17 protein-coding genes are annotated in these 20,815 nt (G+C 61.8%); 4 read left to right on the top strand and 13 right to left on the bottom strand.

From position 1 onward, the window contains the following. The first annotated feature begins 58 nt into the window (after nt 1-58). Nucleotides 59-1,570, top strand: a complete 1,512-nt coding sequence (locus DVR09_RS08175) for an acetyl-CoA acetyltransferase (protein WP_115416498.1) — start codon at nt 59-61, stop codon at nt 1,568-1,570. 290 nt (nt 1,571-1,860) lie between these two features. Continuing rightward, nucleotides 1,861-2,649, top strand: a complete 789-nt coding sequence (locus tag DVR09_RS08170; RefSeq protein WP_115416497.1) for an N-acetylmuramidase domain-containing protein — start codon at nt 1,861-1,863, stop codon at nt 2,647-2,649. Nucleotides 2,650-2,687: 38 nt separating this feature from the next. Here the strand turns inward: DVR09_RS08170 and DVR09_RS08165 are convergent, their stop codons facing one another. Next, nucleotides 2,688-4,775 carry a putative bifunctional diguanylate cyclase/phosphodiesterase gene (locus DVR09_RS08165; RefSeq protein ID WP_162814900.1) on the bottom strand — a complete coding sequence of 696 codons (2,088 nt, stop codon included), beginning with the start codon at nt 4,773-4,775 and terminating at the stop codon, nt 2,688-2,690. Nucleotides 4,776-5,205: 430 nt separating this feature from the next. Here DVR09_RS08165 and mobA point away from each other — a divergent pair, with 430 nt between their 5' ends. Beyond that, a complete protein-coding gene (gene mobA / locus DVR09_RS08160; RefSeq protein WP_162814899.1) occupies nt 5,206-5,751 on the top strand; it encodes a molybdenum cofactor guanylyltransferase in 546 nt (181 codons plus the stop codon). Here mobA and DVR09_RS08155 read toward each other — a convergent pair. From DVR09_RS08155 to DVR09_RS17845, 12 genes are read right to left on the bottom strand one after another with little or no spacing between them, the layout of a single operon-like run. After that, nucleotides 5,732-6,910: a molybdopterin molybdotransferase MoeA gene (locus DVR09_RS08155; protein WP_115416494.1), complete on the bottom strand. Its 1,179-nt coding sequence runs from the start codon at nt 6,908-6,910 to the stop codon at nt 5,732-5,734. The genes mobA and DVR09_RS08155 overlap by 20 nt on opposite strands. Continuing rightward, nucleotides 6,907-7,383, bottom strand: a complete 477-nt coding sequence (moaC, locus tag DVR09_RS08150; protein ID WP_115417859.1) for a cyclic pyranopterin monophosphate synthase MoaC — start codon at nt 7,381-7,383, stop codon at nt 6,907-6,909. The genes DVR09_RS08155 and moaC overlap by 4 nt, the downstream gene beginning before the upstream one ends. Beyond that, complete coding sequence (gene moaB, locus DVR09_RS08145) at nt 7,380-7,916, bottom strand: molybdenum cofactor biosynthesis protein B (protein ID WP_115416493.1); 537 nt, start codon at nt 7,914-7,916, stop codon at nt 7,380-7,382. Before moaB ends, moaC begins: the two co-directional genes overlap by 4 nt. A 12-nt stretch (nt 7,917-7,928) precedes the next feature. Beyond that, a complete protein-coding gene (locus DVR09_RS08140; protein WP_115416492.1) occupies nt 7,929-8,390 on the bottom strand; it encodes a molybdenum cofactor biosynthesis protein MoaE in 462 nt (153 codons plus the stop codon). Further along, the gene (locus tag DVR09_RS08135; RefSeq protein ID WP_177822619.1) at nt 8,387-8,662 is read right to left on the bottom strand and encodes a MoaD/ThiS family protein; all 276 of its coding nucleotides are present in this window, start codon (nt 8,660-8,662) and stop codon (nt 8,387-8,389) included. The genes DVR09_RS08140 and DVR09_RS08135 overlap by 4 nt, the downstream gene beginning before the upstream one ends. A 1-nt stretch (nt 8,663) precedes the next feature. Next, nucleotides 8,664-9,695, bottom strand: a complete 1,032-nt coding sequence (gene moaA, locus DVR09_RS08130) for a GTP 3',8-cyclase MoaA (protein WP_115416491.1) — start codon at nt 9,693-9,695, stop codon at nt 8,664-8,666. Then, nucleotides 9,692-10,504 (bottom strand): peptidylprolyl isomerase, encoded by an 813-nt coding sequence (locus tag DVR09_RS08125; protein ID WP_115416490.1) that lies wholly within the window; start codon nt 10,502-10,504, stop codon nt 9,692-9,694. The genes moaA and DVR09_RS08125 overlap by 4 nt, the downstream gene beginning before the upstream one ends. Continuing rightward, nucleotides 10,497-11,198 carry a respiratory nitrate reductase subunit gamma gene (gene narI, locus DVR09_RS08120; protein ID WP_115416489.1) on the bottom strand — a complete coding sequence of 234 codons (702 nt, stop codon included), beginning with the start codon at nt 11,196-11,198 and terminating at the stop codon, nt 10,497-10,499. Before narI ends, DVR09_RS08125 begins: the two co-directional genes overlap by 8 nt. A 3-nt stretch (nt 11,199-11,201) precedes the next feature. After that, complete coding sequence (gene narJ / locus DVR09_RS08115) at nt 11,202-11,903, bottom strand: nitrate reductase molybdenum cofactor assembly chaperone (protein WP_115416488.1); 702 nt, start codon at nt 11,901-11,903, stop codon at nt 11,202-11,204. After that, complete coding sequence (gene narH, locus DVR09_RS08110) at nt 11,903-13,429, bottom strand: nitrate reductase subunit beta (protein WP_115416487.1); 1,527 nt, start codon at nt 13,427-13,429, stop codon at nt 11,903-11,905. Before narH ends, narJ begins: the two co-directional genes overlap by 1 nt. Then, entirely contained in the window at nt 13,426-17,163 is a 3,738-nt protein-coding gene (locus DVR09_RS08105) for a nitrate reductase subunit alpha (RefSeq protein ID WP_115416486.1), read from the bottom strand. The genes narH and DVR09_RS08105 overlap by 4 nt, the downstream gene beginning before the upstream one ends. 1 nt (nt 17,164) lies before the next feature. Next, nucleotides 17,165-19,870, bottom strand: a complete 2,706-nt coding sequence (locus tag DVR09_RS17845; protein WP_199798562.1) for a nitrate/nitrite transporter — start codon at nt 19,868-19,870, stop codon at nt 17,165-17,167. On the opposite strand from DVR09_RS17845, the gene DVR09_RS08095 reads away from it, so the two are divergent. Then, nucleotides 19,809-20,807: a helix-turn-helix domain-containing protein gene (locus tag DVR09_RS08095; RefSeq protein WP_115417857.1), complete on the top strand. Its 999-nt coding sequence runs from the start codon at nt 19,809-19,811 to the stop codon at nt 20,805-20,807. The genes DVR09_RS17845 and DVR09_RS08095 overlap by 62 nt on opposite strands. Nucleotides 20,808-20,815 lie beyond the last annotated feature (8 nt).

Genomic DNA, 20,815 nt, shown 5'->3' with positions numbered 1-20,815 from the left:
ACTTTCGGTTGCAGCTTGAAACCCGCTTGCTACGCATGGCAGCGAGAGGAGAGCTTACGTGCCAGATCAGGACCCCGATAGAATTCCCGTCATCGTCGGCGTGGGGCAGATCAACGACCGGCCCGAACAGCCCGGCGACGGCCTCGATCCTGTGGGCCTGATGGCCGAGGCGCTGCGCCGCGCCGATGCGAATGCGAATGCCGGACACGGCCTGCTTGCCGATTGCGATTCGCTGGCCGTGGTCGCACAGCTCGGCTGGCCGCAACTCAACCCCGTCGATGAAAAGGTGGCAGACAGCCTCGGGATCGATCCGTCCCACCGCATGCAGACCGCCATGCCCAATGGCGACAGCCCGATCCTGTTGCTGAACGAGGCGGCCAACCGGATCGGTCGGGGGGACGCGAAGATCTGCGCCGTTACCGGCGGCGAAGCTCTCCGCACCGCAGCCGGGCTTGTCGCCATGAAAAAGGACGCGACTGGCGAAAAACCCAATGCCCTGCGCGATGCGACGCACCGCGTGCGCAAGGGCTATGCACAAAGCTATGGTTTGGTCGTCCCGACCGATGTTTATCCGTTATACGAAAATGCAGGCCGCGCCGCATATGGCCAATCCCTCGCCGAAGGACAGGCCGAGAGCGGCCAGATATGGGCGCGAATGAGCGAGGTCGCGGCCACGAACGAAGGGGCATGGATCCGTACTCCCGTCACGGCCGAAGACATCGTCACGCCGTCCGAGAACAACCGACCGATCGCCTTCCCCTACACCAAGCTGCAGGTCGCCAATGCCTCGGTCAACCAGGGCGCCGGCTTCATCATGACCTCGCTTGCCGAAGCCAGACGACGGGGAATCGTGAGCGATCGTCTTGTCTATGTCGGTTACGGCGCAGCCGCGCACGAAAGCGGCAATTTTCTCGAACGCGATCGCTACGATGCATCGCCCAGCCTGGTGGTCTCGCTGGAGAAAACGATGGAACTGAACGCCGTCACGGTGGGCGATCTCGCGCATGTCGAACTCTATAGCTGTTTTCCCTGCGTGCCGAAGATGGCCCGCCGCGTCCTCGAATGGCCGGTCGACAAGCCGGCCACCGTCTTCGGCGGGCTCACTTTCGGCGGTGGGCCGATCGGCAATTATATGAGCCACGCCGTTGCCGCGATGGTCGAGGTCCTTCGCGGAACGGCGGATAGGGGCCTGCTATTCGCCAATGGCGGCTATGCCACGCACAACCATACGATCCTTCTGTCCGGATGTCCCACCGACGCGCAATTCCCGCAGGATTTCGATTACCAAGCGGAGGCGGACCGAGGGCGCAGGGAGATCCCGTCTCTCGATGAACACTATAGCGGCCCCGCCACCGTCGAAACCTATACGGTGCATTACGATCGCGGCGGAGTGCCGCGATCGGGCGTCGTCATTGCACGGACACCCGAGGGGGCTCGAACCCTTGCCCGCATTTCCGCCGACGATGTAGAGACGATCGCCTTCTTTACCGATGGAAAGGCGGAGCCTGTCGGAACGAGCGGATCGATTCACCGTAACGGTGACGATATCGCTATCTGGGACGTCGATTGATGTGATCCGGGCTGTTCATATCGTCGCCTCGACGATGAACCTCGCAGTGCTTTATCGGTTCTTGGCATAAGTTCGAGCCGGGAAAGCTCACCCAGCATCGCGCAATCGCCTGGAGTAAATGCGGCCGGTTCTCGCAAGATGATCCAGCCGCGCCGTCGCAAGCCCTGCCAGGCGATCGGGCCGCTTTCCTACACGCCGAAGGGGCGTCATCACGAGTCGCACCGAGATGAACCGGGTGGGCATTTGCCTCACGCCGGTCGTCTCGGACACACGCTGGATGGAGAAAAGCCATGCCCTTGCAGTTTGCCGGCCCGGCATCGCCACTCGATGAAGAAGCCATAGAGAAAGCCGCTCGCGACATCGGCTGCCGGGTCGCGGCCGTGCGCGCGGTGATCGATGTCGAAAGTCGCGGCGGTTTCCTCGCCGACAAGCGCCCGAAGATCCTTTTCGAGAGACACTATTTCTCGCGCCTGACGAAACGCCGGTACGACCGTTCGCATCCGGCCATTTCGCAGCCAGACCCGGGCGGATATAAGGGAGGTAGGAAGGAATACGACCGACTTGCCCAGGCAATCGACCTCGATCGCGACGCGGCGTTGCGCTCGGCAAGTTGGGGGGCCTTCCAGATCATGGGTGATAATTATCGCATATGCGGCTTCGACGATGTCGAAGATTTCGTTTCCGCCATGGTCTCGGGCGAGCCTGCTCAGCTCCGCGCATTCGTCGCTTTCGTGAAGTCGAGCAATCTGGACGCCGCGCTCATTCGCCGTGACTGGGCGCAATTCGCGCGCGGCTATAACGGCCCGGCATATCGCGCCAACAGATATGACGAGAAGCTCGAAGCTTCCTATCGCTTCCATGCGGCGGGCGAACCACGTGTGCACCCCGCACGCCCGTTGCTACGTCAAGGAGATCGGGGAGACTCGGTCCGCGCGATGCAGAACCTCCTGAATATTCTCGCCGACGGTTATTTCGGTCCGATTACCAGACGGGCGGTGATCGCTTTTCAGAAATCGAAAGACCTTTCCGCCGATGGCGTGGTCGGCAAAAAGACCTGGGCGGCACTGGCTGCAAACTGAAGCCCGAACACCGATGCTTAGCGTGGACTGTGTCCTTACTATCGGTTTGCCAGGACAGGGAGCAATCGCATTTTGCCCATGGCATCGGTTTTGAGCGCACCCCGCACACTTGCATGGTGGCCCGGGAGACTGTCAATATTGGCTGGTGGGCGTGATCGGTGCTTGCGCAGCAAATCGAGCACTCCGCCCCGGGATAGAGGGCGGCCGAGGTAGAAACCCTGGCCGAATCCCGCACCCAAAGCCAGCGCCGCCTCATGGTCTTCCGCCGTAGCAATGTATTCGGCAACGCTTTCCAGCTTCATCGCCTCGATCATCTTGATCACACCGCGCAGCATGTCGCGCCCCTTGGGATGCCGCGCTTCCCGGATCAGCGAACCATCTATCTTTACTTTGTCGAATTTGATTTCGCGCAGATAGACCAGCGAGGCGAAACCGGCACCGAAATCATCGAGGGCGATCCTGCATCCCGCACGGCGCAGGATTTCAACGTTTCTTCGCGCAACCTCGAAATTCACCAACATGGCGGTTTCGGTAATCTCGAATTGCAAGCGGTTGGAGGGAAATTGCTTGCGGGAGATGAGCGCCACGATTTCGTCGGCCGCGTCCTCGCCGCAGATATGCGCGGCACTCAGGTTGAAGGATAACCGGCATGGTGGTTGCCAATCCGCAGCGAATTCCAACGCTTTGTCCAGCAAGGTGAGCGTTATCTCCCGTATCCGGCCAAGCCTCTCGGCTATCGGAATGAACTGTACCGGCGAAACTTCACCCAGCGTGGGGTGGTACCATCTGGCAAGCGCTTCGAACGACGCCAGATCGCCCGTCCGGAGGTTCACTATCGGCTGGTAAGCGAGCGACAGGTACTCGTCCGAGTCCAGCTTTATCAGCTCAGCCTCGATCGCGTGGGTACGCAAGGTTTCGTCGCTGATCTTCTGATCGAAAAGCTTGGTTGTCTCGTCCCCTTCGCGTTTGGCGACATACAGGGCCACGTCAGCCTCGCGAAGCGCCTGACCGACATCGGTCGTGTCCGATGCGACCAGGCGAGCGCCGGCACTTGCTCCCACCCTGACCACAGTGTTCGAAAGCCGGATGGGTCTGCGCAGATGATCGAGCGCCCGATCGCACATCGCCACCAGGCTCGACAGCTCGTTTACACAATCGGGAGCGCTGACGAACAATCCGAATTCGTCTCCACCCAGGCGCCCCACAATGGCGTGGGGCGGCACGACACGCTGCAATCGCCGGGCAACATAGCGGAGCACCTGGTCACCGGCGTGATGGCCATATAGATCGTTGATCGGCTTGAACCGGTCGAGATCGACCAGAGCCAGTAGCCCGCAGCGCCCGTCTGCCAGAATCTCTTCCACATCCCGGATGAAGGCAAACCGGTTTCTCACCCCAGTAAGATCGTCATACTCCGCCCGGTGCTGAACATTCCTGCGCGCGTCGGTCAGTTCGAGATTGACCTTTTCCATCCGCAAAAGCGCCTGATCCGCATCGTACTGAGCCTTGAACAGGCGCAGCTGCATCTTGTGGCTGGTCTCCGCGAGGTAGAAACTGACCGCGGTGAGCACGACCACCGCCGAGGAGGCAACCAGGTTTTCGGCCGCAAAAAGATAGAGGATAGCCAATACCAGCGGCAGCACGAAACAGAAGAAGATCACTCTCGATGCGAAAATTATCCCTGTGAGGGCAGCGCCCTGAGCGAGGGCCGTGAGCAGCCCTAAGCCCAAGACCTGCAACCACCCTACACCCTGTGGGGATGCAGCAGCGATGGCGAAAGCGACCGATAGATAAAAATATGTCTGCGCGCAGGAAAGGAGGATCACCATCCCCCCTGTGATCCGCGCGGCTATGGGATTTACATCTTCGGATTTTCCGGATGGCTGCGGCACCATCCAGTGCCGAAAACGCAAGGCGACTGCGATTAGCAAGATCATGCCAACCAGCCTGGTTGCCGGATGATCCCATTTGACCCAGGCAACTCCCACGAATGGAGCGAGGATCGCAAGGTAGTAAAGATGTATGATCTTGCGCACCGACCTGATGCGTTCGCGACCGAATTCCACAGCAATCGCATTGTCGGATTCGAAGCCGATTATTCTGTCGATGCGCCGCAAAGCTGTCACCCGGTTCTCCTATCCGGACGGCATATGTCAGTAGTTTGAAACCTTATGGTAAACCGGTCTCTAGTGAAATTACTAGCGAACCGTGAGGAGTGGCGTCGATTTCGAAGAGCCGCGCCTGAAGCCTCTTACCCTGCAGGTTTGACCACCGCGTGGATCGCCCCTCTTCACCAAGTGAAGACAGAGTATCGGAACCCCATTGCCTGGTCCCGATCTCCCTGCGAAAGTCTTTCTGATCATCCGATATACGTTTATATCGCGCAGAAAATTAGGCAGGGGCACTCGATAGGGAGGTCGCTTTCCTCGCTGGTGAACTCGGTGACTGCGGCGACGCGATAGCCGCATAGGAAAGTCTGCATGGCATGAAGCGGCTCGCTGATATCAGATGGTAAAACCGGGCATCGTCATTGCTTGCGGCGGGCTTGGAAAGCGCATGGGCGGTTCCAAACCGCTGCGCATGCTGGGTGGGGCAACACTCCTCAGACACGCGTGTGACTGGGCCACGGCTTGGTCGGATCAGGTCGCGTTGGCTGTCCGCCATGACAGTCAGTTGCTCGACCAGGAGTTCCCCCTGTTGATCGACCGTCATACCGGAATCGGACCCATCAGCGCTTTGGCGAGCGCCTTCGATTTCGCTCTGGCAACAAAACGCGCGTATGTTCTGGTGATAGGCTGCGACCAGCCTTTCCTACCCAACGACCTCGTTGCGCGCCTGTCAGCGGCCATCGGCGATCGCGGGGCCGCAATGCCAACGAGCCTCGGGCGCGAACAGCCGCTGGCCACGCTCTGGCGCGCGGATCGCGGCGCGCTGACGGAGTATCTGGGAAAGGGCGGGCAATCGCTGAGGGGGTTTGCGCATCGCGTCAATGTGGTGACCGTCGAATGGGAGACCGAACCCAGTTGCGATCCGTTTTTCAACGTCAACGACCCGGTGGCCCTGGAGGAAGCCGAGCGGCGGTTCAGAAGGACACGGCGGTAACGGTCGATCCCGGCGCAAGAGCCGCTTGATCCGGCGGGCAGCGGATCAGCCAGTCGGCTTCCAGCAAAGCTGCTTGTGCACCGCTGTCCTGGTTGCCGATGGGAACCAGTCCGCCTTCATCGAAACGCGCGCGAACAAACGTCTCTCGTCCGCCAGTTGCCTTCAGCGGTGCGGCAAGAGGAAGGCTGTGCCAACGATGGGACGCATTCGCCCCGCCCAGCGCCTGGAAGATCGGGCGCAAAAACAGCGCCCCGGTAACCATGGCCGAGGTCGGATTCCCTGGCAGGCCAAGCACGATTTTCCCCCGCGCCTTTCCCAACCAGACCGGCTTTCCAGGCTTAATCGCGACCTTGGGTATAATCACCGAAAGACCGTGCGGCTTGAACATGGGCTTGGCGAAATCGCGGTCTCCGACCGATGCGCCCCCGGTGACGATAACAAGATCAGCGCACACCAGCGCCTCGCCCGCCGCACGAGTGAGCACATCGAGATCGTCGGGGCACTTCGCCCGGTGCACTACGCAACCGCCCGCTTCTTCGACCAATGCGGTTACGCCATAGCTCACGCTTTCGGGGATCGCGTCGCGCACTGCATGAGCCGAGCCGGGCACTGCAAGCTCGTCGCCCGTACCGATGATTGCCACGCGCGGACGCACCGCCACCTCAACTTCAGCGACATCGGCCGCCGCGGCACCGATCATGGCCCGCGCATTCAGCAAGGTACCGGCAGGAACGAGCACATCGCCCGCGTCGAAATCGCTGCCCATGGCGCGAACATGCCCTGCCGGACCGTACCCTTCGGCGAAAGTCACGCTATCGCCGGTGCGGGTCGCATATTCCTGCATAATCACATAGTCGCTGCCCTCGGGCATCGGGGCGCCGGTAAAGATGCGCACCGCCTCGCCCTCGCCCACGCGCCCCTCGAAGCGTCGCCCGGCGACCGCTTCGCCAATAACAGCGATAGCGCGACCCGGCTGCGTTGCTGCCTCGATCACGGCATACCCGTCCATGGCCGACACCGGAGCGCGCGGCGCGGCGCGGCGGGCCGTCAGATCGCACGCGAGCCTTCGCCCGCTTGCCTCGGCCAGCGGGACCGTTTCCGTCCCGAGTGGCGAGACATGGTCTGCTATGCGCGCCAGTGCTTCTGCGAAAGGGATCATATCTGCTCCCATGCGCCCGACTTGCCCCCTTCCTTGGCTGTCACATGGATCGCACCGATCGTCATTGTCCGGTCGACTGCCTTGAGCATGTCGAACAGGGTGAGGCAGGCGACCGAGACTGCGGTCAGCGCTTCCATTTCGACCCCGGTGCGCCCCTCGGTCCTCACAGTCGCGACGACAGAGAAGCCGGGTAGCGCATCCTCCACCGCAATCGCGACATCGACCTGCGATAGCGCCAGCGGGTGGCACAGGGGAATCAAATCCGCCGTACGCTTGGCCGCCATCACACCGGCAAGTTCGGCGGTTGAAATCACGCTGCCCTTGGGCGTCTTTCCCGCCCTGACCATTTCAAGCGTCGCGGCGGTACATCGTAGCTCGCCCCGAGCTCGCGCCCGGCGGGCTGTGACAGCTTTATCGCCGACATCGACCATGCGCGCCCGGCCCTGATCGTCCAGATGAGACAGACCATTCATGCGCATACCTCCCTCAACCGCGGCAATTGCCCGGCAATCGAACAGGGATGGTAGCGGCTGTCGAACTCATAGCGCAGCACCAGGTCCCAGGCGTCGCGACAGGCGCCGGTGGAACCGGGCACGCAGAAAACGAAGCTGTCGCCCGCCTGCCCCGCAAAGGCGCGTGATTGCAGAGTTGAAACCCCGATCGTGCCCATGCTGACCTGATGGAAGACTGCACTGAACCCGTCCATCACCCGGCGCAGCAAAGGCATGACCGCCTCCGGCGTTACATCGCGCGGTGTGAAGCCGGTACCTCCCGTGCTTAGCACGATTTCCACATCGGGATCGTCGATCCAGGCCCGTACCCGCGCTCGGATCGCGTCGACATCGTCCTTCACGATCGCCCGCGCTACCAGTTCGTGCCCCGCCTCTACCAAACGAGAGGCGAGCAATCCTCCCGATGTGTCGGTTTCAGCGGTGCGGGTATCCGACACCGTCAGCACTGCGATCTTCAGCGGATGGAAGGGCAGGCTCTCGTCTATTCCTGGCATTGTCATTCCTGTTCACGGATGCCAGCGGCGGGCATCTTCATGATCGCTTTCGCGCGGCTCGATCCATCGGCGTCCCAGCGGGCCTTCCTCGCGTTTCCAGAACACCGCTTCGGTCTTGAGCCGGTCCATGAGATAGTCCGCAGCTTCGAACGCGGAGCGGCGATGGGCCGAAGCGGTGGCGACGAAAACGATGGCTTCGCCCGGCGCGATACGGCCCGCCCGATGAACCACCCGGCAACGCGTGACATCGAAGCGCGCCATCGCATCGGCAGCGATGTCTTCCATCGAGGCGAGTGTAACGCCACGGTAGCTCTCCAGAACCAGGGCATCGACCAGTGCACCATCCTTAGCCCTATCTCGCGCATGGCCGGTGAAACTGACGACTGCCCCCTCCCCCTCAAGCTCGCGCGAGAACCTGCCCAGCAGCTCCGCAGGGTCGAAGGCTTCCGTGGCAAGGGTAACCTGTGCGCTCATCCGCCCGAAACCGGGGGGAACAGAGCCACCTCGTCCCCCGGCATAACGCGCGCATTCGGTGCGACGACTGCCTCGTTGACACAGGCCCTGATCCGACTGGCGTCAAGCGATGGCGCTAGCGCCGGGTGTTGCCGCGCCACCATGGCGAACAGTTCGGCGACGCTGCATCCCTCTGCGGGAATGACGGTCTTCACAAATGCTCCGCCGACATCGGCGAGCTTCCCGCATAGTTCTAGCTCCAGCACGGTCTGTGCCTCGTCCGCAATCGTCACGCTAACCTCCGATGGATGCGAGATGGGGTGTCGCGCCGCTATTGCCCTGATGCAGGCGGTGCCCCGGGGCCTTGCCTCTCGTCAGGGCCACAATGCGCGCAACGAGTTCGTCCTGCTGGCTGTCGGACTGCAGAAGGTCGCGCAGATCGAACCCGCCATCGCCGAACAGACACAGGTGGAACTTGCCATCGGAACCTAGGCGGAGCCGATTGCAGTCGGCGCAGAAATCCTTGGCATAGGGTGCGATGATGCCGATCCGTCCACGCGCTTCGGGGTGGCCGAACTCGACCGCAGGCCCGGCACCGTCTTCACGCGGAAGACGCTGCCAGCCTGCCGCTTGCAATTGTTCGACGACGCTTTCACCAGGCACGTGCCGCTCAGCGAAGAACGCCGCATTGTCATTGGTCCGCATGACTTCGATGAAGCGTAGCGAGAGATCGCGAGCGGTGACGAACCGGATCATCGCATCGAGTTCATCGTCGTTGACCCCCCGCATCAGCACAGCATTGAGCTTGATACTGGAAAACCCCGCATCGCGGGCGGCGTCGATACCGGCGAGCACTTCACCCAATCGATCGTGACCGGTGATGGCCAGGAACCTTTCCGGATCGAGAGAATCGACGCTGATATTGAGCGCATCGACCCCTGCGTCTCGCCAGCGCTGCGCCCTTTCTGCGAGGCGATAGCCATTGGTGGTCATGGCCACACGGCGGATACCCGATACGGCGGAGACCGCACGCGCTACATCTTCGAAATCGCGCCGGATGGTCGGCTCGCCACCGGTCAGCCGCACCTTCCACAAACCCAGTTCGGCAAAGGCCCGCACGGCGCGCTCGATTTCCTCGACTGTAAGTTCGGCGGACTTGCCGCACGGTCGTCGATAGCCATCCGGCAGACAATAGCTGCAACGGAAGTTGCAGACTTCCGTGAGCGATAACCTCAGATATTCGAACCGGCGCCCCAAACCGTCGCGCAAGCGCGGGCGCCGCGCTTCGGCGAGCGGGAGGTAATCGCGTGGGCGATCGATAGTCATTGGACAAGCGGTCCTTCACTGGCCGGAAGTGCAACCCCCCGAATATCGGCCTGCGATGCAAGGATCGCAAGGTATTGTGCCATGGCGCGCCTCAGCGAGGATTCCTCCAGATAGGCGCGTATCGAGGCATCGACCGCCTCGAAAGGAAGCTGTTGGGCTTCCACCTTGCGCCCTGCCCGTACAATGTGCACGCCATAGGGTGTGCATACCGGCTCGGCGCACAATTCGCCCTCGCCGAGAACGAAAAGCGCCTTTTCGAATTCCGACACGGTCTGGCCCGGGCCGATCTGGCCGAGATTGCCCCCCTGCTCGCGCGAGGGACAAGCCGAATGCGTCCGGGCAAGTTCGGCAAAACCGTCTGGATCGTCCCTGAGCCGGCGCATCAGTCCGCGTGCATCGCTCAGCGCCATGTTCCAGGCGATTGCGTCATCGGGCGAGGCGGAGAAGAGTATATGCTCCGCCTCGACCAACGGCTCGCTGGTGAAACGATCGGGATGCGTTTCGTAAAACCGGCGCGCCTCGGCCTCGGTCGCCACCGGAACGCTGACCTCACGTTCGATCAGCGTCTCGACCAAGGCATCTTCCTCGGTCATCTTGCGACCACAGTGGTCGCTCGTCTCTTCCGGCTCGATACCCAAGCGCCGCGCTTCGCCGAGCAGCAGTTCGCGCACTACAAGCGCCCTCGCCGCCGCTTCCCAGGCAGCCTCCGCATCGTCGGCCGGGTGGTTCTGCATCTCTGCGGCGATCCGATCGGCAGAGATAACCTCCCCTCCCACACAGACTGCGTCCTTCTCGATCTGGTCAACCATTGATCAGGCTCCGACGGCTGCGCACGATCTGATAACCGCCTCGCCAGATATAGCGCACCGGCACCGAGAGCATGTGCGGCAAGCGCGTGAACGGGAAAACCAGGAAGATCGTCAGCCCGAGGAAGATGTGGGTGCGGAAAATCCAGTGTGCTCCATCGATCCACAACGAGGCCGTGGGATTGAAGGTGAAGATGCCGTTCGCCCAGGCCATGAACTTGACCATCTGTTCGCCATCCATATGGCCAAGCGAGATCGGCACGGTGGCCAGGCCGAGAGCAAGCTGGACCCAGAGCAAGACCAGAATACCGGTGTCGGCAAAGGCGGAATTCACGCGGATTCGGGAATCGAACAGGCGGCGGTGGAGCAGCATCGAAGCGCCGATAAAGGACACCAGACCCGCAGTACCGCCACCATAGACCGCCAGAGCCTGCTTCCATTCGTGCTTCACTGCCAGCGAATCGAAAACCCATATCGGCACCAGCAGGCCGACGATGTGGCCGAACAGCACGAACAGCACGCCGGTATGGAACAGGATCGATCCCAGAACGAGCTGCTTGCGCCTGAGCAGTTGGCTCGAACTGGCTCGCCATGAATAGGGTTCGCGTTCGAAGCGGATGATTGTGCCGACCACCATCGTGGCAAGGGCGATGTAGGGATAAATGCCGAAAAGCAGGTGGTTGAGATAGGTGTTCATGGCTCAGTTCCTCATCTCGGCAGCATCGCCCTCGGGCTCGAGAATGCGGCGCATCATCGCGCTCGCCTGCGGGCAGGCGGCATTGGGGTCGGGAAGTTCATTGGTGAAGCGGACTTCCTCCTCTTCCCATTGCGCATCCAGCTCGGACAGCGTCTCGGGGTCCTCCGGCGGCGGCAGTGAATTGGCTGCCTCTTCGTCCATCTCGACACCGGCAATGTCGCACAGCACCGCGAAGACGGGCGCATAGTCGGATTCGCGATCGGCCAGCCGCGCGGCCAGCGCCACCAGCACGATGCCCGGTTCGGCAAGTGCCTCGCGCGCGGCTTCTTCGGGCAGGATCGAACAATAGTCGAGGAACAGCGGGAGGTAGTCGGGCAGTTCGTTTGCCACCGGGTCGAGCCCTGCCGCGACATAGCGTTCACGCAGATCGACCATGGCCTGGCCCCGGTCACGGCTTTCGCCATGAACGTGCTCGAACAGGTGCAGGCTCAGCGCCCGGCCTCGGTCGAACAATTCGACATAGGTTTCCTGCGCCGCGTAGATATCCTGCGTGGTCAGCCGGTCGAGCAGCGGAGCGAGGCGCTGGACGGTATCTGTCGGCATTGCGGGGTCGGCGGCGAGCCGCTCGCGCAATTCATCCATCGCGCCGGTCAGTTCGAGCGTCGGATATTGCAGCAGCAGCGAAAGCAAATGCAGATTACGCATCAGAACACCTCCGTAGGAGTTTGGAGTTTCTTGCGCGGGTTCGTGCCGAACAGATTGGCCTGCGTGCTGCCACCCGAGCAGCCATTGCCGAAGGAGAAGCCGCAGGCCCCGCGCTCGTCATACATGTCCTCGGCATCCTCGCGGTGGCCGGAGGGGATAACAAAGCGGTCCTCGTAGTCGGCCAGCGCCATGACCTTGTACATTTCCTCGATCTGTAGGCCGGTGAGGCCGACTGCTTCGGCAATGCTTTCATCGGTCACCCCCTCGACAGTCTTGGCACGCATATAGCTGCGCATGGCGATCATGCGCTCAAGGCAGTCGGCGATCGGTTCTTCGTCGCCAGCGGACAGCAGGTTGGCGAGATATTTGAGCGGAATGCGCAAACTGCGAATGTCGGGCATGCCATTGTTGGTGGCGATATCCCCGGCCTCCGCCGCCGCGCTGATCGGCGAGAGCGGCGGGACATACCAGACCATTGGCAGGGTGCGGTATTCGGGGTGCAGCGGGAAGGCGACCTTCCATTCCATCGCCATCTTCCAGATCGGCGAATGGCGCGCGGCCTCCAGCCAGTTGTCGGGCACGCCATCGCGGCGCGCCTGCTCGATCACCGCAGGATCATTGGGGTCGAGGAAAATGTCGAGCTGGGCCTGATAGAGGTCCTCGACATTCTCCGCGCTCGCCGCCTCTTCGATCCGGTCGGCATCATAGAGCATCACGCCGAGATAGCGGATGCGCCCGACGCAGGTTTCGCTGCACACGGTCGGCTGGCCGGCTTCTATGCGCGGATAGCAGAAGATGCACTTCTCGCTCTTCCCGGTTTTCCAATTGTAGTAGATCTTTTTGTACGGGCAGCCTGAGACGCACATGCGCCAACCACGGCAGGATTCCTGATCGATCAGGACGATGCCGTCTTCTTCCCGCTTGTAGATCGCACCCGAAGGGCACGCCGCGACGCAGGTCGGGTTGAGGCAGTGTTCGCACAATCGCGGCAGATACATCATGAAGGTGTTTTCGAACTGGCCGTAAATCTCTTTCTGGACACCTTCGAAATTGTAATCCTTCGACCGTTTGGCGAACTCGCCGCCGAGGATTTCCTCCCAGTTCGGCCCCCATTCGATCTTTTCCATCCGCTCGCCCGAAACGAGCGAACGCGGGCGCGCAGTGGGGAAGGCCTTGCTTTCGCCCGACTGTTGCAGATGGGCGTAATCATAGGTGAAGGGTTCGTAGTAATCGTCGATCTCGGGCAGGTCGGGATTGGCGAAGATATTCGCCAGCACCCGCCACTTGCCGCCCATCTTCGGGCGGATCGAGCCCGAGGGGGTACGGACCCAGCCGCCATTCCAGCGGTCCTGGTTTTCCCAATCCTTGGGATAACCGATGCCCGGCTTGGTCTCGACATTGTTGAACCAGGCGTATTCCATGCCTTCGCGGCTGGTCCACACGTTCTTGCACGTTACAGAGCAGGTATGGCAGCCGATACATTTGTCGAGGTTCAGGACCTTGCCGATTTGTGCGCGGATTTTCATGCTGCATTCTCCCCTTCAGGAAGGGCATCTTCGAGCCAGTCGACCTTAGACAGCTTGCGTACCACGACATATTCGTCGCGGTTCGACCCGACTGTTCCGTAATAGTTGAAGCCGTAGGCGAGCTGGACGTAGCCGCCGATCATATGGGTGGGTTTGAGGATCGCACGGGTGACACTGTTATGGATGCCCCCGCGCTGTCCGGTGAGCGGCGATCCCGGCACGTTCACGATCTTCTCCTGCGCGTGATACATGAAGAGCGTGCCTTCCTTCATGCGCTGCGAGACAACCGTGCGCGCGACCAGCGCACCGTTGGAATTGAACACTTCCACCCAGTCATTATCGACCAAGCCCGCCTTGGCGGCGTCCACTTCGGACAGCCAGACAATCGGTCCGCCGCGCGACAGCGTCAGCATCAGCAGATTGTCGGTGTAGGTCGAATGGATGCCCCATTTCTGGTGCGGGGTGATGAAGTTGAGGACGACATGTTTCTCGTCCTTCGTCTCGTGGATCACCGGATTGATCGCGCGGGTGTCGATCGGCGGGCGATAGACGCAGAACCCCTCGCCGAAGGCGCGCATCCACAGGTGGTCCTGATAGAGCTGCTGACGCCCGGTCAGCGTTCGCCAGGGGATCAGTTCGTGGACGTTGGTATAGCCGGCATTGTAGCAGACATGCTCGCTCTCCAGCCCCGACCAGGTGGGCGAGGAGATGATCTTGCGCGGCTGCGCCACCACGTCGCGGAAGCGGATCTTCTCCTCTTCCTTGGGCAGGGCCAGATGCCGGTGATCGCGCCCGGTGTTCTGCGACAGCGCCTCCCACGCCTTGACCGCGACTTCGCCATTGGTTTCGGGCGCAAGGCTCAGGATCACCTCACAGGCGTCCACCGCGCTGTCGATCCGGGCGAGGCCCTGGGTCGGCCCCTCTTCGCTTACCGTACCGTTGAGCTTGCGCAGCAGTTCGACCTCGTGATCGGTGTTCCAGCCGATCCCCTTGCCGCCATTGCCGAGCTTTTCCATCAGCGGGCCGAGCGAGGTGAAGCGTTTGTATAGATTAGGATAATCCCGTTCCACCACCGCGACATTGGCCATGGTTGTACCAGGGACAGGCTCGGCCTGTCCCTGGCCCCAGTCCGCAACTCCGAAGGGCTGGGCGATCTCGTTCGGGCTGTCATGCTGGATCGGCACGAGGACCACGTCCTCTTCCACACCCAGAACTTCCGGAGCGACCTCCGAGAATTTCTTTGCGATGCCGCGGTAGATGTCCCAGTCGCTGCGCGATTCCCACACCGGGTCGACCGCCGCGGTCAGCGGATGGATGAAGGGGTGCATGTCCGAGGTGTTGAGATCGTCCTTCTCGTACCAGCTCGCGGTCGGCAGGACGATGTCGGAATAGACGCAGGTGGTCGACATGCGGAAGTCGAGCGTGACCAGCAGGTCGAGCTTGCCCTGCGGCGCCTCGTCATGCCAGCGCACCTCCTTCGGTTTGCTGCGGCCCGTTTCGCCCAGATCCTTGCCCTGCACGCCATGCGCCGTGCCGAGCAGGTGTTTGAGGAAATATTCGTGCCCCTTGCCCGAGGAGCCGAGCAGGTTCGAACGCCAGACGAACATGTTGCGCGGCCAGTTGGCCGGATCGTCCGGATCGAAGCAGGACATTTCCAGATCGCCCGATTTGAGCCTGTCGGTCACGTAATCCTTCGGCTCCATCCCCGCGGCGCGGGCGGCCTTGGCAACTTCCAGCGGGTTGGTCTTGAGCTGCGGCGCGGATGGCAGCCAGCCCATGCGTTCGGCGCGGGCGTTGTAGTCGATCAGGCTCGCATCCCATTCGCCCTCTGGCGCTGTGGGCGAAAGGATGTCCTCCACATCCAGCGTCTCGTAGCGCCACTGGTCGGTATGCGCGTAGAAGAAGCTGGTCGAATTCATCTGGCGTGGCGGACGGCCCCAGTCGAGACCGAAAGCGAGCGGCAGCCAGCCGGTCTGCGGGCGCAACTTCTCCTGCCCGACATAGTGCGACCAACCGCCACCCGACTGGCCCACACAACCGCACATCACCAACAGGTTGATGATGCCGCGATAATTCATGTCCATGTGGTACCAGTGGTTGAGACCGGCCCCAAGGATGACCATCGATTTGCCTTTGGTCTTTTCGGCATTGGACGCAAATTCACGCGCCACGGTGACGATTTGCTCTGCCGGAACACCGGTAATCTTTTCGGCCCAGGCGGGCGTGTATGGCTCGTTTTCGGAATAATCGCTGGCCACGTTTTCCCCGCCAAGGCCGCGATCGAGACCGTAATTGGCGCAGAACAGGTCGAAGACGCTTGCCACCAACGTCTTACCGTCGGCGAGCTCGATCTCGCGAACGGGGACATTGCGGGGCAGGACGCTGGCATGATCGGTGCCTTCGAAATGGTCGTGCTCGCGATTGCCGAAATAGGGAAAGTCTACCGGGACGACCAGGTCGTGCTGATCGTCCATGATCGCCGACAGGCGCAATTGGACATCCGCACCCTCGCCGGTTTTCTCCTCGAGGTTCCACTTGCCCTTTTCGCCCCAGCGGAAGCCGGCAGAGCCCAGCGGCACCACCGGCTTGCCCGTCGCATCGTCGATCGCGACAGTCTTCCATTCGGGATTGTTTTCTTCGCCCAGCGAGTTGTCGAAGTCGCTGGCGCGCAGCAGGCGCTCCGGCACGTAGCCATCGCCCTGCCGCACCAGCCGCACCAGCATCGGCATGTCGGAATATTTGCGGCAGTAATCCTCGAAATAATCGGCCTGCCGGTCGAGATGGAATTCGCGCAGGATCACATGGCCCATCGCCAGCGCCAGCGCCGCATCGGTGCCCTGCTTGGGGTTGAGCCAGATGTCGCCGAACTTGGTCGCCTCCGCATAGTCCGGGCTGACCACGGCGACCTTGGTCCCGCGATAACGCGCCTCGGTCATGAAATGCGCGTCGGGGGTGCGTGTCTGAGGCACGTTGGAGCCCCACATCATCAGGAAGCCGGCATTGTACCAGTCGGCGCTTTCGGGAACGTCGGTCTGCTCGCCCCAGGTCTGCGGGCTGGAGGGCGGCAAGTCGCAATACCAGTCGTAGAACGACATGCAGGTGCCGCCGAGCAGCGAGAGGTAACGCGAACCGGCCGCATAGGAGACCATCGACATGGCCGGGATCGGGCTGAAGCCGATCACCCGGTCGGGGCCATAGGTCCTGGCGGTATAGGCATTGGCCGAAGCGATGATTTCGTTCACCTCGTCCCAGGTCGAACGAACGAAGCCGCCATGACCGCGGATCGCGGTATAGCTTTTGCGCTTTACCGGATCCTCCACAATCGAGGCCCAGGCGCCGACCGGCGTGCGCACCGCCCTCGCCTCGCGCCACAGCTTCAGCAGCCGCGAGCGGACCATCGGATATTTCAGCCGTTGGGCGGAGTAGAGATACCAGCTATAGCTCGCCCCACGCGGGCAGCCGCGCGGTTCGTGATTGGGGAGGCCCGGGCGGGTGCGCGGATAGTCCGTCTGCTGCGTTTCCCAGGTGATGATCCCGTTCTTGACGTAGATCTTCCAGCTGCACGATCCGGTGCAGTTCACCCCGTGGGTGGAGCGCACGACCTTGTCGTGCTGCCAGCGTTTGCGATAGCCGTCTTCCCACGCACGCGACTGGGTGGTGGTAACGCCGTGCCCGTCGGCAAAGTCCTGCTTCGCGTTGCGGAAGAAGGTCAGGCGGTCGAGAATATAGCTCATCTCAGGCTTCCTTGAGAATGTGAGGGGTGGCCGCCGGGGCGGGTGCGCGTCCGCGCTCGATGTCGTGGAGCAGGCCGCTGCGGCGGGTGTAGGCCCACCAGGTCAGCACCGCACAGCTGGCGTAGAAGGCGAAGAAGCCCCAGAGCGCCATCATCGGCGATCCCGTGGCCTCGATCGAGCTGCCGAAGCTCTTGGGGATGAAGAAGGCGCCATAGGCCGCGACCGCCGAGGTGAAGCCGACGATGGCCGCCGACTCCTTCTCCGCCTGCCGGGTCAGTTCGGCGCCCTTCAGTTCGGGCATCAGCCGGGGCACTTCCTGGCGCATGATGATCGGGATCATCTGGAAGGTGGAGGCATTGCCCACGCCGGTCAGGAAGAACATGGCGATGAACATGCCGAGGAAACCCCACCAGCTGCCCGCTTCGAGGAAATAGACCACCCCGACCACGGCCAGCATCATGCCCACGAACACCCAGAAGGTGACGCGCCCGCCGCCCCAGCGGTCGGAAATCCACCCGGTGGCGGCGCGGCTGAGCGCACCCACCAGCGGGCCGAGGAAGACGAATTTGAGCACGTCGACATCGGGGAACTGGTGCTTGGCCAGCAGCGGCAGCCCGGCGGAAAAGCCGATGAAGCTGCCGAAGGTGCCAGTGTAGAGCCAGCTCATCAGCCAGTTGTGCTTGCGCTGGAAGATCACCGCCTGTTCGGCAAAGCTGGCCTTGGCATCGGCGATATCGTTCATCCCGAACCAGGCGAGCAGCGTGGAGGCGATGATGAAGGGCACCCAGATGAAGCCCGCATTCTGCAACCACAGCTGGCCGCCTTCTGCGGTCTGTTGCGGCATCCCGCCCAGCGCGCCGAACACACCCGCCGCAATCACCAGCGGGACCGAGAACTGCATCACCGACACGCCGAGATTGCCCAGCCCTGCATTGAGCGCCAGCGCATTGCCCTTCTGCGCCTTGGGGAAGAAGAAGCTGATATTCGCCATCGACGAGGCAAAATTGCCCCCGCCGAAGCCGCACAGCAGCGCCAGCACAAGGAAGATCAGATAGGGCGTGTCCGGATTTTGGACGGCATAGCCGATACCGAAGGCCGGAATCAGCAGCGAAGCTGTCGACAGCGTGGTCCACAGGCGTCCGCCGAAGATCGGCACCATGAAGCTGTAGAATATCCGCAACGTCGCGCCCGAAAGCCCCGGCAGCGCAGCCAGCCAGAACAGCTGATTGGTGCTGTAGTCGAAGCCGATCGAGGGCAGTTTGGCCACGACGACCGACCACACCATCCACACGCAGAAGGCGAGCAGCAGCGCGGGGATCGAGATATAGAGGTTGCGCCGCGCGATCTTCTCGCCGGTTTTCTCCCAGAACTCGGCATCCTCCGGGCGCCACTCCTTCAGTACCTTGCCATCCGGCTCGTAAGCATGGGGCTCGTGCTTGGCATCCTCATGCAGCTCCGCCATTTCGGGAAATTCGGGCAGTGTGCGCCCTTCCACGCGGGCGGCCTTCTGCTCCATTTGGCGCACCGCGATATGCATCCAAACCAGCGCCACGGCGACCAGTGCGAAGAGCACCATGAAACAGCTCGTCCAGATACCGGTAAGATCGCTTACCGCGCCGAAGATGATCGGCAGGATGAAACCACCCAGCCCGCCGACCAGGCCGACCATGCCGCCGACCGAGCCAACATGGTCGGGATAGTAGACGGGAATGTGCTTGTAGACCGCGGCCTTGCCCAGCGACATGAAGAAGCCGAGCACGAAGATCGTCACCACGAAAGGCACTAGCCCCATCTCGGTGGAAAAGGCGATGTCGCCCCGCGAACCGTGAATGATATAGTCGGTCGAGGGATAGGACAGCATGAACAGGCAGACCAGCGATACGCCGAAAGTGGCGTACATTACCTTGCGGGCGCCGTAGCGATCCGACAGGATGCCGCCGTAAGCGCGGAAGACACTGGCCGAAAGCGAGAAGACGGCGGCCAAGGTACCGGCCAGCTTCACGTCAACGCCATAGACCCCGATCAGATATTTCGGCAGCCAGAGCGCCAACGCGACGAAGGCACCGAACACGAAGAAATAGTACAGCGAAAAACGCCAGACCTGTTCCTTTTTGAGCGGCTCGAGCTGCTCGCGCAGGGTTTTGGGCTTCGCGCCGCTCGCCTTGCGCGCGGCAAGGTCGGGATCGTCCTTCGAAAACAGGAAGAACACCACCGCCATCACCGCAGCCGCCGTTGCCCAAATCTGCGCAACGGCCTGCCAGCCCAGAGCCACCATGACCCAGGGCGCGGCGAACTTGGTCACTGCCGCGCCGACATTGCCCATGCCGAAGAAGCCGAGCGCGGAGCCCTGCTTTTCGGGGGGATACCACTTCGACACATAGGCGACGCCGACTGCGAAGGTACCGCCCGCGACCCCAAGGCCAAGCGCCGCCAGCAGGGTAAGAAAATAGCTGTCGGCGAAGGAGAGAAGATATGTCGCGATCGCCGAAGCGATCATCGTCAGCGGGAAAACGATCCGTCCGCCATACTGGTCGGTCCACACACCAAGGAAAAGACGCGTGAGCGATCCGGTCAGGATCGGAGTGCCGACCAGCAGACCGAACTGCGTATCGCTGAGGCCGAGTTCGCCTTTGATTTCAATCCCAATGATCGCGAAAATCGTCCAGACCGCGAAACATATCGTGAATGCGATCGTGCTGAGCCCCAAGGCCCGATTCTGGTCACTCTTGCTAGCGGCTGAGCCAAGCTGCATTTTGGCCTCCCTTGGCTACGTGTTCGTGCATCTTCCAGAAAGGAGCCAGCCCGCCCATCCCTTGATTCAGGTCAAGAAAACAGGATCGTTCGGGGAAAAAGGTGGCCGCACTGATCCATGTGAGGTAGGTGAAGGCGTCACATCAATCCACCACTTGATAATTATCAATTTCAGTCCAGCTATTCGACAAGCCAGGAGTCTGACACTGCGCCCCGCCGAAAAACCCGAAGTCGCCAATCTTCCCCTCTTTCGCGCAATGAACGAGGAGGAGCGCGACCGTATCTTCTCCGGCTCCTTCCTGCAGGTATTCCCGCCGCAGCTCGTGCTCTTCGAAGTCGGGCAGCGCGCCGATTTCCTTCACGTGCTGGTGGATGGTCTCGCCGAACTCTATACTTCGGTCGGCGATCGCGACACGACCATGCGGATCGTCCAACCGGTTCGCAGCTTCATCCTGGCGGCGGTGGTCACCGACCTGCCCTATCTGATGTCCGCGCGTACACTCGAATCGTCACGCGTCCTGCTCGTCCCCGCCGCCTTGATGCGCGAGGTGGTGCGCAAGGACACGGCCCTGATGGAAGCGACCATGCGCGAACTGGCCTTCGGCTATCGCGATCTGGTTCTAGCGCTTGCGGATATGAAATTGCGCCAGTCCGCCGAACGGCTGGCGCATTTCATCCTGCAGCAACACGATGTGCAGGGTCTGCCCGAGACGACCGTTCTCCCCGCCGAAAAGCGCGTTCTGGCATCGCTGCTGGGCATGACGCCGGAAAATCTCTCGCGCGCTTTCGGCCTGCTCGGCAAGCAGGGGGTAAGCCTCAAGGGAAGGATGGTAAGGATGTCAGACCGCGCGAAGCTGGAAACGTTCGCGCGGCCTGACAAGGTTCCCCGCTAGCCGGGAGA

The sequence above is a fragment of the Erythrobacter aureus genome (genome assembly GCF_003355455.1).
Classification (GTDB): domain Bacteria; phylum Pseudomonadota; class Alphaproteobacteria; order Sphingomonadales; family Sphingomonadaceae; genus Qipengyuania; species Qipengyuania aurea.
The sequence above is the reverse complement of the archived record's forward strand: the minus strand, read 5'-3'. Positions and strand labels throughout refer to the sequence as shown.